At 63.9% G+C, this 13,628-nt stretch carries 9 protein-coding genes and 1 riboswitch; of the genes, 5 read left to right on the top strand and 4 right to left on the bottom strand.

Going from position 1 to position 13,628, the window contains the following annotated elements:
- Entirely contained in the window at positions 1-1,131 is a 1,131-nt protein-coding gene (locus H8S23_RS09310; protein WP_186888069.1) for an ABC transporter ATP-binding protein, read from the bottom strand.
- Positions 1,132-1,447: 316 nt separating this feature from the next.
- Between H8S23_RS09310 and H8S23_RS09305 the strand changes: the two genes are divergently transcribed.
- A complete protein-coding gene (locus H8S23_RS09305; protein WP_423717595.1) occupies positions 1,448-3,082 on the top strand; it encodes a DEAD/DEAH box helicase in 1,635 nt (544 codons plus the stop codon).
- 327 nt (positions 3,083-3,409) lie between these two features.
- On the top strand, positions 3,410-3,961 hold the full coding sequence (locus H8S23_RS09300) for a manganese efflux pump MntP (protein ID WP_186888068.1): 552 nt from the start codon (positions 3,410-3,412) through the stop codon (positions 3,959-3,961).
- Positions 3,962-4,491: 530 nt separating this feature from the next.
- Here the strand turns inward: H8S23_RS09300 and H8S23_RS09295 are convergent.
- Positions 4,492-5,337, bottom strand: coding sequence for a YhfC family intramembrane metalloprotease (locus H8S23_RS09295; RefSeq protein WP_186888067.1), 846 nt, complete (start codon positions 5,335-5,337; stop codon positions 4,492-4,494).
- A 933-nt stretch (positions 5,338-6,270) separates the two neighbouring features.
- Here H8S23_RS09295 and spoIIP point away from each other — a divergent pair.
- The gene (gene spoIIP / locus H8S23_RS09290) at positions 6,271-7,389 is read left to right on the top strand and encodes a stage II sporulation protein P (RefSeq protein ID WP_243165969.1); all 1,119 of its coding nucleotides are present in this window, start codon (positions 6,271-6,273) and stop codon (positions 7,387-7,389) included.
- Positions 7,390-7,835: 446 nt separating this feature from the next.
- Here spoIIP and H8S23_RS09285 read toward each other — a convergent pair whose 3' ends face one another.
- Together H8S23_RS09285 and H8S23_RS09280 are read right to left on the bottom strand one after the other, a co-directional pair.
- The gene (locus tag H8S23_RS09285; protein ID WP_186888066.1) at positions 7,836-9,038 is read right to left on the bottom strand and encodes a M20 family metallopeptidase; all 1,203 of its coding nucleotides are present in this window, start codon (positions 9,036-9,038) and stop codon (positions 7,836-7,838) included.
- A 123-nt stretch (positions 9,039-9,161) separates the two neighbouring features.
- Positions 9,162-10,586, bottom strand: coding sequence for a YfcC family protein (locus H8S23_RS09280; protein WP_341479913.1), 1,425 nt, complete (start codon positions 10,584-10,586; stop codon positions 9,162-9,164).
- Positions 10,587-10,950: 364 nt separating this feature from the next.
- Positions 10,951-11,128: riboswitch (Lysine riboswitch) on the bottom strand.
- A gap of 257 nt (positions 11,129-11,385) precedes the next feature.
- On the opposite strand from H8S23_RS09280, the gene asnS reads away from it, so the two are divergent.
- On the top strand, positions 11,386-12,771 hold the full coding sequence (gene asnS, locus H8S23_RS09275; protein WP_186888064.1) for an asparagine--tRNA ligase: 1,386 nt from the start codon (positions 11,386-11,388) through the stop codon (positions 12,769-12,771).
- Positions 12,772-12,809: 38 nt separating this feature from the next.
- On the top strand, positions 12,810-13,442 hold the full coding sequence (locus H8S23_RS09270) for a GntR family transcriptional regulator (protein WP_186888063.1): 633 nt from the start codon (positions 12,810-12,812) through the stop codon (positions 13,440-13,442).
- Positions 13,443-13,628 lie beyond the last annotated feature (186 nt).

Here is a 13,628-nt window from a genome sequence, read left to right as displayed (position 1 = left end):
TCACAGCCCCTCCACCTCCTCCAGGTCGATCGATTGCTGGCTGAGGGTGGTGACGATGCTGGAGTTGGTGATCAGGCCCACCAGCTTGTCGTCCTGCACCACCGGGATGGCGTTGACCCGGCAGCGGCGGATCTTGGCCAGCAGCTCGGGCACCGTGTCCCCGGGCGCCGCCGTGACCCGCGCCTCCCGCATCACGCTTTTGATCGCCTCTTCTTTATTGTCGCAGCGGTGCACGTGCTCGGCGCGCACGATACCCAGAAAATAGCCCTCCTCGTCGGTCACCAGCAGCGAGTCGACCTTTGCAAGGCGCATCTTTTCCATCCCCTTGAGCATCGGCACCTCCGGGTGGGTGGTGACCGGCCGGGTGAGCATGATATCCGCGGCGCGGATCTCCTCCGGCGCGGAAAAAATGCGGTTGCGCCCCACAAACTCCCGCACAAAGCCCTCGCGCGGGTGCTTGAGGATCTCCTCCGGCTTGTCGTACTGCAGCACCGCGCCCCGGTACATGATACACAGCCGGTCGGCGATCTTCACCGCCTCCTCCATCTGGCTGGTGATAAACACCACCGTCTTGCGCAGCAGCGCCTGCAGGGTGACGAACTCATCCTGCATCTGGCTGCGCTCGCCGGGCTCCAGGCTGGCAAAGGGATCGTCCATCAGCAGCACGTCGGGGTCCGCCGCAAAGGCGCGGGCAATGCAGACCCGCTGTTTTTGCAGGTTGGTCAGCTGATAGGGATAACAGTCGAGAAAATCGCCCCCGGGCAGGCTGAACAGCTCCGCCAGCTCCCCGATGCGGCGGGCGGCGGCAGCTTCCTCCCAATGTTCCAGCTCCAGCACCACCGCCAGGTTCTGGCGCACGGTGAGATGCTCGAACAGGCCGGTGTGCTGGGTGACATAGCCCATGCCCCGGCGCAGCGCCAGCACCTGCTGGCGCGCCACGTCCTCGCCGTCGATCAGCACCCTGCCGGAGGTGGGCGCGATGAGCCGGTTGATCATCTTCAGGGTCGTGGTCTTGCCGCAGCCGGAGGGCCCCGCCAGCACCACCAGCTCGCCGGTGGGCACCTCAAAGCTGACGCCGGTCAGCACGGCGGTGCCGCCCACCGACTTGGATACATTTTCAAATTGGATCAAAAGCTGCGCTCTCCTTTTTTGGGCAAAGCGACACCGCGCACGCCCAAAGGGCCCGCGCTTTTGCACCTGTCCCGGTCTCTATCCGCAGCGGGATGCCCCCGCAAATATCCGTGCGCACCAGCGGCCTGCCCCCAGGGCCGCCGCTGGAAAACAAAGGCCGGAAAAACGCGCCGGCCCATTCTTTTTTTTGACGATTTTATTTTACCATAGCCCCAAAAAGTTTTAAAGCAAAGGCCGCCAAAAAACACCCATTTGCCTCACAATTCAGAATTTGTTCATTTTTCGCCCTGTTTTATTGGACGGCAGGCCCAAAACCGTGTATACTGATAAAGTTAGACTCTGCGGCGCGCCGCAGATCACCATCTGCTTTGAGAAAAGGAACGACTACATGACTTTTAAAGAACTGGGGCTCACCCCCGCGCTGCTGCGCGCCGTGAGCGAGCTCGACTATGTCACCCCATCCCCCATCCAGCAGCGGGCCATCCCGCCGGTGCTGGAGGGGCGCGACCTCATCGGCTGCGCCCAGACCGGCACCGGCAAGACCGCGGCTTTCGCGGTGCCCATTTTGCAGCGCATGCAGACCGGGCCCGCGCCCAGGGCGGCAAAGGGGGCGGCGCGGCCCATCCGCGCGCTGGTGCTCACCCCCACCCGCGAGCTGGCGCTGCAGATCAAGGAAAGCTTTGATGCCTACGGCAAGTACCTGCCCATGAAAAACACCGTCATCTTCGGCGGCGTGGGGCAAAATCCCCAGGTGGCCGCTTTGAAAAGCGGCGTGGATATTCTGGTCGCCACCCCCGGCCGCCTCAACGACCTGATCGGGCAGGGCTATATCGACCTGTCGCGGGTGGAATATTTTGTGCTGGACGAGGCTGACCGGATGCTGGATATGGGCTTCATCCATGACGTGCGCAAGGTGCTGCGCCAGCTGCCCGACAAATCACAGCGGCAGACGCTGCTCTTCTCGGCCACCATGCCCGCTGAGATCGAAGAGCTGGCGCGGCAGATCCTGACCGAGCCGGTCAAGGTGGCCGTGACCCCCGTCTCCTCCACGGTGGACGCCATCGAGCAGCGCGTGTACAAGGTGGACAAGGCCAACAAGCGCCATCTGCTGGTGGAACTGCTGAAAGACCCCGCCCTCGACTCGGTGCTGGTTTTCACCCGCACCAAGCACGGCGCCGACCGGGTGGCCAAGGACCTGGGGCGCGCGGGCGTGGGCGCGATGGCGATCCACGGCAACAAAAGCCAGAATGCCCGCCAAAACGCGCTGGAGAGCTTTAAGACCGGCAAGATCCGCGTGCTGGTGGCCACCGATATCGCGGCGCGGGGCATCGACATCAACGAGCTGTCCTGCGTGGTCAACTATGATCTGCCCAACGTGCCAGAGACCTACGTGCACCGCATCGGCCGCACGGGACGCGCCGGTCACGAGGGGCTTGCGGTCAGCTTTTGCATGTTCGACGAGCTGCCCTATCTGAAAGACATCGAAAAGCTGATCAAAAAAAGCGTGCCCGAGGTGACGGAGCACCCCTATCCCATGCAGGTCTTTGAGGCGGAGCCCAAAACCGAGCGGCCGCCCCGCCCCGGGCGCGGGCAGCAGCAGGGCCAGCCGCGCGGCGGGCGGGATCCCCGCCCGGCTGCAGCGAAGAGCGGCCGCAGCGAAGAGCGGCCCGCCCCGCAGGCGGCCGCGCAGCCGCACGGCGGAGAGATAAGCGGTGCGGGCAAGCGCCGCAGGCGCGGCGGCAAGGGCGGCGCCGCAGTTGCGGACGCGGTCCCGGCGTCCGGGGGAGCCGTTTTCCGCGAAAAGCCGCGCCGCGTGCCCGCGGAGATCCAGCAGATCCGCACCCTGCCCCAGGACTGGAGCGCCCCGGCCCCGGCGGCCGCCCCGCCGCGGCGCAAAAAGACGGAGAACCTGCTGCACTCGCGCCCCCGCCGCACCCGTCGGCAGGGCTGAAAAAATCCCCCGCCCCCCCCGGCACGCCGGTCCCTTTGCTGCCGGTGCGGGCAGGAAGCTCTTTTTTGCAGCAGCGCTCTTGACAAATCGGCAAATTGTGAGAAAATAAGACATAAATATTTTTGCACATAGGGGAGTAGTTTGCGCAGTACACTGCGTTCCCAAGTCAACATTCTGGCAGGGCCCCTGCCTGGCTTGTGTTTAAAACGAGACTTATGTATAGCTTTCACCGGCTATACATAGGTCTTTTTTAATGGGGTTTTTGCCGCGCTGTGCAGGCCGTCTTTTTTCTGGCCGCACCACACCGAAAAAACAGGAGAGATCAAGATGAGTTTGTGGGATATTCTGCTGATCGGCCTCGGCCTCTCGATGGACGCGGTGGCCGTCTCCATTTCCAACGCCCTGGCCTATCCCTGTCTGTCGCGCCCGCGCCGTCTGGCCATCCCGGCGGCTTTCGGCCTGTTTCAGGGCCTGATGCCGGTGCTGGGTTTCTTTGCAGGCAGCCTTTTCGCCTCTCTCATCAGCCGGTATGCGGGCATCGTGACGCTGGCCATCCTGGGGGTGATCGGCGTGGGGATGATCCGCGAGGGCGTGCACTGCGGCGGCGCAGCCGGCGACTGCGCGGGCAAGGAGCTGACCTTTCAGGTGCTGCTGGTACAGGCGGTCGCCACCAGCATCGACGCTTTTGCGGTGGGGGTAAGCTTCTGCGCCGGCGGGGCGGATATCCTGCTGGCCGCGCCGCTCATCGCCCTGGTCACTTTCACCTGCAGCCTGCTGGCGCTGCAGGTGGGCAGCCGCTTCGGCGAGATGCTGGGCCACCGCGCCGAGGTCTTCGGCGGGATCATTTTGATCCTCATCGGGGTCAAAGCCATTCTGTGAGCCCGGCAAAAAGCTGCCCGACTGCGCGGCCCTGCGGGGCCGCGTTTTTATTGCTGCACAATAAAAACAACTTCTCCTGATGGCCGCGCTTTCTCCTTTGCCAAAACGAGCGGATGCCATGCGGCAGGGATTTTGCACCCGTTCCCCAAATGCAGCGCTGAATAAATTCCCTACAGATCTGAACCAGTGGTTTTCAAAGTGCGTGGCCCTGTGCCGAATGATCGCATAAACCAAAAAAGAGCCCGCCTGTTTCAAAACAGGCGGACTCTTCTTTTTTGACGCTCTGCGATATTCGCTTACCGCCTTTGTTTCACGGCGGCGGCTTGCCGCTGTGGAACAAGGGCGGAACGACAGAAAACCGCTCCCTTGCCGGCTTTTGAGGCCCTTTCCGGGGTCACAGCGGCGGCAAAAGACTGCGCCTTACAGCGTGCGCTGCCGGACGTTTTTTTCTGTGCCGGGGGCCGTCAAGACCAGCGCGTCCGTCCATTTTCCTGGGCGGGCGCGCAAAAAGCGGCAGGGACGGCGTTGTTTTACGCTCCATCCTCCGGCGACGGGGCCTTTGGAGAAGCCGCCGGCAGCGCCCCGGTGCGGCGCAGCAGCGAGACCACCAGCACCCCCGTCAGCAGGCAGCTGGCCAGCGCCCAAAGCTCGGCCAGCCACACGTTGGCGACAACGCCCAACTGATAGAGCACCGCGCCCACATCCGCCAAAGCGTGCAGCGCGACAGAGAGCAAGAAAAAGCGCCTGCGCAGCCGCCCGGTCACCACCATCCACACCAGAAGCGAGAACAAGATCTGAGAGGCGAGGGCGATCACCCGTTCCGCCCCGGCGGCAAGGTAAAGGACCGGTGGGGACACGGCCAGGGTATTCATCTGCGCCGCGGCCAGCGGCTTCTGAGCGTCGGGCACCGCGGCCGCCAGGGCCTGGGCGCCGCCGGCGTTGATCTGCAGCATCAGGGCCAGACTGCTGAACATGGGCACCCCCACCAGCAGGGCGGATTCCAAACCGCCGTGCCCGATACCGCAGGCAAGCCCGGTGGCAAAGCCCGGCTGGCGGCGGCAGAGCAGCCCGAGGCCTGCCAGCCGCGCTGTTTCCTCAAAGACGCCCGCGGCAAGACAGCCATACGCCGCATATGCCGCCGGCAGATAGGGCAATGTGGGGAAAAGAGAAAAGACCAGCTGATGACAGAGCCGTTCCAGCACCATGGCCCCCAGAAAAAAGCAGAGCGCCCCCACGCCCGCGGCCAAAAAGGCGCGGCCATAGCGGATGCGGCAGAACAGCAGCAGCCCAAGGGGCAGCAGCACCGCGACACAGCCGCTGAGCGCTGAAAAAACAATGCTCAGCAGGGGGATGGAACCAGCAGCGGGCAAAGACATGACGGCACACCTCATTTTGAAAAGCATCTAAATCTGCGGTTATTGTACCGCGCCCAAAGGCGGCTGTCAATCCCGCCGCGGGCCGGCCTTGGCCAGGGGAGCGAGCTGCCGTGAGGCTGAGTTGTCGCGGGCTCAGACTGCCGTGGGGCCTGGCTACCGAGGGGGCGGACTGCCGCAGGGCCAAACTGTCACAGACCGAATTCCATAAGACCGGGCTGCCGTGGGGCCCGGTGCCCAGGGGTCAGGTAGATGGGGGGCCAGACCGTCGTGGGTAGGGTCGCCGCGGGGCCTGGCGGCCGAAAGGGCGGACCATCACGGGGCCGGACTGCTATAGATCGGGTCGTCGCGGGACTGGGCTGCCATGGGCTGGACTATCGCAGGCTTGAACTGCCGCGGGGCCGAACTGCCGCAGTCTGGGCTGCCGGGAGTCGAACCGCCGTGGGTCGGGCTGCCACGGTGGGCAAACTGCCGCGGAGCTGGGCTTCTCGGGGCCAAACCGCGGCAGGGCCGGGCGGGCCGTGAAGGCGGGCTGCTGCAGGATCAGGCCGGGATACTTAGCCGCAGCGGACGGGAGGCCGTCTGCGCAGGGCGCCCGGAAAAAACCGCCGCACCAGGGGGGCAAAAACGAGTTTTGACCGCCGCTGCGCAGGAAGCCCTGCCCTGCCCTGCCCTGCCCTGCCCTGCCCTGCCCTGCCCTGCCCTGCCCTGCTTGTCCTGCTTGCCCTACCCTATCCTGTCCTACCCTGTCCTACCTTGCCCCGCTCTGCCTTGTCCCGCTCTGCCCCGCCCACCGTCCGCCGGGCGAAAAGACACGCCGCGGCGCAGCGCCGCAACGCATAGAATAAAAGCGCTCCTCATATAGTGATAGAGCAAACACGATTCAGGGGAGAGCGGGCTTTTCAAGGGCCCGCTCTCCGCATCCGGGGAGCCGCCATGCGAAAAAGACGTCTGAAAAACACCATATTTCTCCTGCTGGCGCTGCTGCTGTGCGGCGCAGGCGGGCTTGCCGCGGCCGCACTTCTGCCCTCCGGGCAGCAGGCCCTGGGCACGGCGGTCTTTGCGGGCACTTTTCTCACTTCTCCCCGCACCGCCCTGGCGGCCATGGGCCGCGCGTGGGAGGACGAGCACCCGGAGGCCATCACCGACCCGGACAAGGAGCAGGGCGGCGGCGGATTTTGGACCGGCCTGCCCACCCTTGGCGCTGCGGCCACGCCCGGGCCGGAGTCACAGCCCGCGCAGACGGGCACCCGCCCGGAGGGGGCTCTGCCCATCGTCGAGTCCACCTATACCGCCCAGGAGGGAAGGATCTATATCCCCTGCGGCGCGGGTCTGGTCAAAAACGTGACCGACCTTCCCCGCGACGAGGTCCTGGCCGAGATGTTGCAGCCGATGGGCTTTCAGCTGGAAGCCGGCAGCAGCGAGCCGCAGGTGCTCATCATGCACACCCACGCGACCGAGAGTTATCAGACCACGGACGATCTCTGGTACGACCCGAACTATTCCGCCCGCAGCACCGACAACAGCCAGAACATGGTGGCGGTGGGGGCGGAGATCGCCGCGGTGCTCAACCAAAACGGCATCGTCACGCTGCAGGACGCCACCCAGCACGACTACCCCTCCTATAACGGCAGTTATGAGCGCAGCAAAGCCACGGTGGAGAGGTATCTCGCCCAATACCCCTCCATCAAGGTGGTACTGGACATCCACCGGGACGCCATCGAGCGGGAGGACGGCACCCGCATTGCGCCGGTGGCCGAGATCGGCGGGCAGAAAGCGGCTCAGATCATGATCATCTGCGGCGCGGACAACGGCCGCATGAATATGCCCAACTACAAGCAGAACCTGCGCTTTGCCAGCGCCCTGCAGAACCAGCTGGCTTCGATGTATCCCAACCTGGCCCGCCCTGTGCTGTTTGATTACCGCAATTATAACCAGCAGCTCACCCCCGGCAGCCTGCTGATCGAGATGGGTGGCCACGCCAACACGCTGGAACAGGCGAAATATTCCGGCCGCCTGGTGGGCAGCGCGCTGGCGGAACTGCTGAAAGGCTGAAAGATCCGTGACCCGGCCGGCAGGCCGCTCCCGCGGATGAGGCGGACGCGCCGTCCCGGGCCAAAACAAGAAAAAGCGATACCAGCCCCGTCCGGCGCCGGGAGCTCCCCCAAAAGAGAAAAAGATGCCGGCGGGGCTGTGGAAAAAGCATGGGAGCGCCGGGACGCAAAAACGCGGCCGCTGTGATACAGCGGCCGCGTTTTATGTGCTTTTTTACGCCGCGCGTCCCCGGCTGGCGGCACGCCCGGCAGGGAAAGGCGAAAAACGCTTTCCCTGTTTCCCTGCGGCAAACCGGCCGCACCGGCGCTGGGCGAAAGGATCCGCTTGCCGTGTTCTCAGCCGGACGGAAGAGAGCGCCTCCAAAATCCGCCCAGGGCAAACTGGCGGCACCGGCGCTGGGCGAAAAGCGATCGGCGGCCTTGACAAGCCGGTGCGCACCGCCCCTTTCAGTTTTCCGCGTCCCGCTTGATCCAGGTGCGGACGGCCTGCCACAGCGCCTCGTCGCAGAGCGCGTCCACGGCGGTCGCAGCCATGCCCTTGACGCCCCGGTTCAGGGCGCGGTAGGCCTCGGGCCCGTTGACATGGGCCAGGAAAGCCTCGTCGTGGCAGCAGGAGCCGTCGGTGTTGCCGGTCTCCATGGGGATGTAAAGGGTGGGGCAGACGTGAGAGACGTTGCCGATATCGCTGGACCCGGCGGAGTTGGGCTCGGGGTCGCGGAATTCCTCCACGCCGGCGGCGCGCAGGTTCGCCTCCATCACGGGCAGCAGCGGGGCGCAGTTGTTCAGGTCGTCGAACGGGTTTTCAAAATAGCGGTAGCTCATTTTTGCGCCGGTCATCAACTCGGCCCCGCGGGCGCAGTTGATGACCTTTTCGGTCAGGCCGTTGAGATAGTCCCGCCGGGCCGCGCGCACATAAAAGCGGGCCACGCAGTGGCTGGGGGTGATGTTGGGGGCCACGCCGCCCTGGGTGATGATGCCGTGGATGCGGGCGTCCGGCGTGATGTGCTGGCGCAGCGCGTTGATGCCGCAGAAGGTCAGGTTGCAGGCGTCCAGCGCGTTGACCCCGCGCTCCGGCGTGTTGGAGGCGTGGGTCGCCACCCCCTCAAAGGTGAACTCGACCGAATCCATGGCCAGAAAATGGGGGCGCAGCTCGGTGCGGTCGCCCAGATGCATCTGCAGCACCAGATCCACATCGTCAAAGGCGCCCGCCCGCACCAGGTCCACCTTGCCGCCCACTGTCTCCTCGGCCGGGGTGCCGATCCAGACCGCGGTGCAGCCCAGCTCGTCCGCCAGCCGCCCCAGCACCGCCGCGGCCCCAAAAGAGGAGGCGGCGATCCAGTTGTGTCCGCAGGCGTGGCCGGTCTGGTCTTTGGCCGGGCCATAGCCGGGCAAAGCGTCATATTCCGCCAGAAAGGCGATCTTCGGGCCGCCCTTGCCTTTTTCGGCCCGAAAGGCCGTCTCAAGCCCGCAGTAAGGCTTTTGCACCGAAAAGCCCTGGTCGGCGATCATCCTGACCAGGTAATCGGAGGACCAGGTCTCGGCAAGGCCCAGCTCCGGGTGGCGGAACACGGCGTCGCAGACCTCTTCAAACAGGGGCTGCATCTCGTCGGCCAGCGCGAAGACCCGCGCTTTCAGCTGTTGTTGATCCATGGGGAACCATCCTTTCAGCGCTTCCCGGGCGCCGTCCCCCGCCTTTGCGGGCGGGCGGAAAAGCGCCGGGCAGCGGCCTGTAAATTTTATCTTTCAGGGTTTTTGCGCGCCGGACAGCGCGGCTTATACGTAGCCGATCGCCACCGCGCCGCACATCAGCAGTACCTGCGCCAGGAACATCAGCCCGAACATGGGCGCGATGAACTTATACCACTTGTTCACCGGGATGTTCATGATGCCGCACATCGTGCACACCGAGGTGGGCCAGAACATGTTGGAGAAGCCGTCGCCAAACTGGAAAGCCAGCACCGCGGTCTGGCGGGACAGGCCGATCATGTCGGACACAGGGGCCATCAGAGGCATGGTGACCGCCGCCTGGCCGCTGCCGGAGGGGATGAAGAAGTTGACGATGTTCTGCATCACGAGCATGCCCACCGCGCTCACGTAACCGCTGGTTTTTGCCAGCAGGCTGGAGAGGGCGTAAACGATGGTGTCGGTGATGCAGGCCTCGTTCATCACGATCAGGATGCCGCGGGAGATGCCCACCGCCAGCGCGCCGTACAGCACGCCTTTGGCCGCCTCCAGAAAGGCGGCGGCGATCTGGCTGGGGCCAAAGCCGCCCACCAGGCCCACCACGATCATCATCACCACGAACAGCCCGGCCAGCTCGTTGATATACCAGCCGTAATTCACGGTCCCGAACAGCAGCAGCCCGATGGTCGCCAGAAACAGCACGCCGCACAGCTTCTGGCGGCCGGTGGCCCGGGTCTCCACCAGGCGCGCCCGGTCAGAGGAGGAGGCCAGCTCCCGCTTTTCGCCGTAGACGATGCTCTTGGTGGGGTCCTTTTTGACCCTGTGGGCATACCACATGGTATACCCGATGGCAATGCCGCCGAAGACCACGGCGCAGAGCACCCGGTACCAGATGCCGGAGCCGTACTCCACCCCCGCCACCTTTTGGGCCACGCCGATGGTGAAAGGGTTGAGGGTGGCCGCGGCAAAGCCGGTGGCAGCGCCCACATAGACCATGGCGCTGCCCACTATCGCGTCATAGCCCATGGCGACCGCCAGCCCGATGAAGATGGGGATCATGCCGTAGGTCTCCTCCAGGATGCCCACCGTGGACCCCAAAAAGATGAACAGCACCATGCAGACCGGGATCAAAATGCTCACCTTGCTGCCAAACACCCGCAGCAGCGCGCCGATCAGCGCGTCGAAAGTGCCGTTTTTGATCAGCATATAAACGAAACCGTAGGCAAAAATGATAAAGAAGATGATGTCCGCCGCGCCGACAAAGCCCTCCTGGATATTGACAAAGAGGCGGAACGGGGTCACGGGGTTCTGTTCCACGTAGCGGAAGGTGCCCGGCACCACCACCTCGCGGCCGCTGGCGGCGTCGACCGCGCGGTCGAACTGGCCGGCGGGCACGATGTAGGAGAGGATCGCCACCAGCACGATGATGCCGAAGATGATCACATACGAATGGGGAAAGCGGAAAGAGGAAAGGCCTTTGCCTTTCGCTTTCCGGGAAGCAGAGGTCTCTTTCACGGGAACGCTCCTTTCAGCGGGGGGCCGCCGTCGCCCGGGGTGGATGGCCTGGACCACGTCCTGAAACAGCGGGCTGCTGAAAGATCTGCCCAGAGGGGAGGCTTTCGGCGGAAAACCCGGGCACGGCCTGCCTGCACCGGGCATTTCCGAGGCCAAAGGCCCCCGATCAGATCTTTCAGATGCTGTGGATCTCAAGACATGGTCCTGCGCCTTTTTGCCGGAAAAGACAGACAAAAAGGCCTTCAGCGTCAATGGAAAACGCTGAAGGCCATCGCTTCTCACAGTTGCTTTGGCGGTCCCGCATTTCCCCAACGCAGAGCGCGGCGCCGCCGCCCGCGCCGGCCATGGGCACAGCGGGGCGATCTGCCGCAATAGCGCTCCCTTCCGGCCCGGCAATGCCGGAAGGACAGTCCCGCACCTGTTCGATACGGACCCAGCAGCGGGTGTGATCCCGCCGCTTCGGCGCCGGCGCCTTTCCCCGGGGTTCTCTGGCTTTCGGCCTCCTCCCGGCTACTCATCGACGGCGCGCCTCTACCTCTTTTGTCGAGGTACGTCCAGAGGATAACACAATCCGGGCCGCAATGTCAATACAAACGGCGCTGCGATGCGAAAAAACAGCATTCCGCACAAAACGTGAAAAAAATCAACAACTTTGTCCTTTACAATAAGTTGCTTTTTACCTATAATGATTTTAGTACCCCGGTACCAAACTACGAAAGTATCCGGGCCGGCCCGGCCCGGTGAAAAGCAAGCGCGGCCCTGCGGCGGCGCGGAGGAAAACAGGAGTGGACAAATTATCATGAAAAGATGCGAGATCGCCTCTCTCTTTGCGGCCCCCCCGGCACAGGGGGAGGTCGTCACGGTGGCCGGCTGGGCCAAAACGGTGCGGGATTCCAAAAACATCGGCTTTATCGAGCTGTCGGACGGCAGCAGCTTTAAAAACCTGCAGGTCGTCTTTGAGGCGGCAAGGCTCGACAATTTCAAAGAGATCGCCAAATGCGGCGTGGGCACGGCCCTGCTGGTCACCGGCCGCATCGTGCTCACCCCCGGCGCAAAGCAGCCGCTGGAGCTGAACGGGGACAGCATCGCGGTAGAGGGCGTCTGCCCGCCTGAGTATCCGCTGCAGAAAAAACGCCACAGCGTGGAGTTTCTGCGCACGCTGCCCCATCTGCGGGCGCGCACCAACACGTTCAACGCCGCTTTCCGGGTGCGCAGCGAGGCCGCCTTTGCGCTGCACGACTTTTTCCACAAAAACGGGTTCGTCTATGTGCACACCCCGCTGATCACCGGCTCGGACTGCGAGGGCGCGGGCGAGATGTTCCGGGTCACCACCATCGACCCGGAGGACCCGCCCCGCGGCGCAGACGGCAAGGTGGACTACAGCGAAGATTTCTTCGGCCGCCAGACCAACCTGACCGTTTCGGGCCAGCTGGAGGCCGAGGGCATGGCCCTGGCTTTCGGCAAGGTGTACACGTTTGGGCCCACTTTCCGCGCGGAAAACAGCAACACCCCGCGCCATGCGGCCGAGTTCTGGATGATCGAGCCGGAAATGGCCTTTGCCGATCTGACGGATTATATGGACAACGCCGAGGATATGATCAAGTCGGTGGTGCGCCATCTGCTGGCAAGCTGCCCCGACGAGATGGCGTTTTTCAACCAGTTCTACGACAAGGGCCTGCTGGAACGGCTCACCGCGCTGGCGGACAGCGAGTTTGCCCGCGTGAGCTATACCGACGCGGTGAAGATCCTGCAGGAGAACAACGACAAGTTTGAATACAAGGTGGAGTGGGGCACCGACCTGCAAACCGAGCACGAGCGCTTTCTCACCGAGCAGGTCTACCGGCGCCCGGTCTTTGTCACCGATTACCCCAAAGAGATCAAGAGCTTTTATATGCGCCAGAACGACGACGGCAAAACCGTCGCCGCGGCCGATATGCTGGTGCCGGGCGTGGGCGAACTGTGCGGCGGCAGCCAGCGCGAAGAGCGGCTGGACAGGCTGGAGGCCCGCATGGACGAGCTGGGCATGAACAAGGACGACTACCAGTGGTATCTCGACCTGCGGCGGTTCGGCAGCGCCAAACACGCGGGCTACGGCCTGGGCTTTGAGCGGCTGATCATGTACGTCACCGGCATCCCCAACATCAGGGACGTGCTGCCGTTCCCGCGCACAGCGGGCGGCTTCTGACGGCCGTGGAGAGGCCGGTGAAAGGCGGGGACGGACAGATGGCGCAGGGGATCAGACTGGACAAGCCGGTCTACCAGCTCATCGCGCTGGATATGGCGGAGAACATCATCAGCGGCCGCTACAAGGTGGGAGAAAAGGTCCACGGGCGGTCGACCCTGGCCAGCAGGTACAACGTCTCCCCCGAGACGGTGCGCCGGGCGATGTTCCTGCTCAAGGACATGGAGATCCTGGAGATGAAGCAGGGCAGCGGCATCTTCATCAAGGACGTGGAAAAGGCGCAGGCCTTTGTGCAGAAATTCAAAAACGCCTGCGCCGCCGACGAGCTGCGCGCCAATCTGAGCGACCTGCTCAGCCAGCGGGACGCCCTGGAGCAGAAGATCAGCAGCTCGATGATGAACCTGATCGACAGCTATGAGCGGTTTGAGAGCGCAAACCCGCTCACCCCCTTTGAGCTGCCCATCCGCGAGGGGGACGCGCTGACCGGCAAAAACCTGGCGGACGTCAACTTCTGGCACAACACCGGGGCGACCATCATCGCCATCCGCAGGGGCGGCGGGCTGATGCTCTCCCCGGGCCCCTACGCGGAGTTTCTGCCCGGGGACGTGTTTTTGCTGGTGTGTGACGCGGAGAGTTTTGCCCGGGCAAAAAATTATGTGGAAACCGGGGAGTGAATCTCCCGGCCTGAAAAGAGCGGAAGATCAGGGAACGGCGCCTGCGGGCGCCGTTCTTTTTGCGGGCGCGGCCAGATCGGAAAGGCTTTGCTTTTCGCCGCGCAGAGGGATATAATGAAATGGAAAATACAGGAAATTAACGGTGCCTGCGACCCGGGGCGCCCTGCGTCCGGCCAGCCGGAGAAG

The organism is Anaerofilum hominis, assembly GCF_014287275.1.
Lineage (GTDB): Bacteria > Bacillota > Clostridia > Oscillospirales > Ruminococcaceae > Pygmaiobacter > Pygmaiobacter hominis.
This window is presented reverse-complemented; position numbering and strand designations above follow the sequence as displayed.

Coding starts and splice junctions, on each gene's coding strand:
- H8S23_RS09300 (WP_186888068.1), top strand. CDS start 3,410: ATGAGTTTGTGGGATATTCTGCTGATCGGCCTCGGCCTCTCGATGGAC.
- H8S23_RS09295 (WP_186888067.1), bottom strand. CDS start 5,337: ATGTCTTTGCCCGCTGCTGGTTCCATCCCCCTGCTGAGCATTGTTTTT.
- spoIIP (WP_243165969.1), top strand. CDS start 6,271: ATGCGAAAAAGACGTCTGAAAAACACCATATTTCTCCTGCTGGCGCTG.
- H8S23_RS09285 (WP_186888066.1), bottom strand. CDS start 9,038: ATGGATCAACAACAGCTGAAAGCGCGGGTCTTCGCGCTGGCCGACGAG.
- asnS (WP_186888064.1), top strand. CDS start 11,386: ATGAAAAGATGCGAGATCGCCTCTCTCTTTGCGGCCCCCCCGGCACAG.
- H8S23_RS09270 (WP_186888063.1), top strand. CDS start 12,810: ATGGCGCAGGGGATCAGACTGGACAAGCCGGTCTACCAGCTCATCGCG.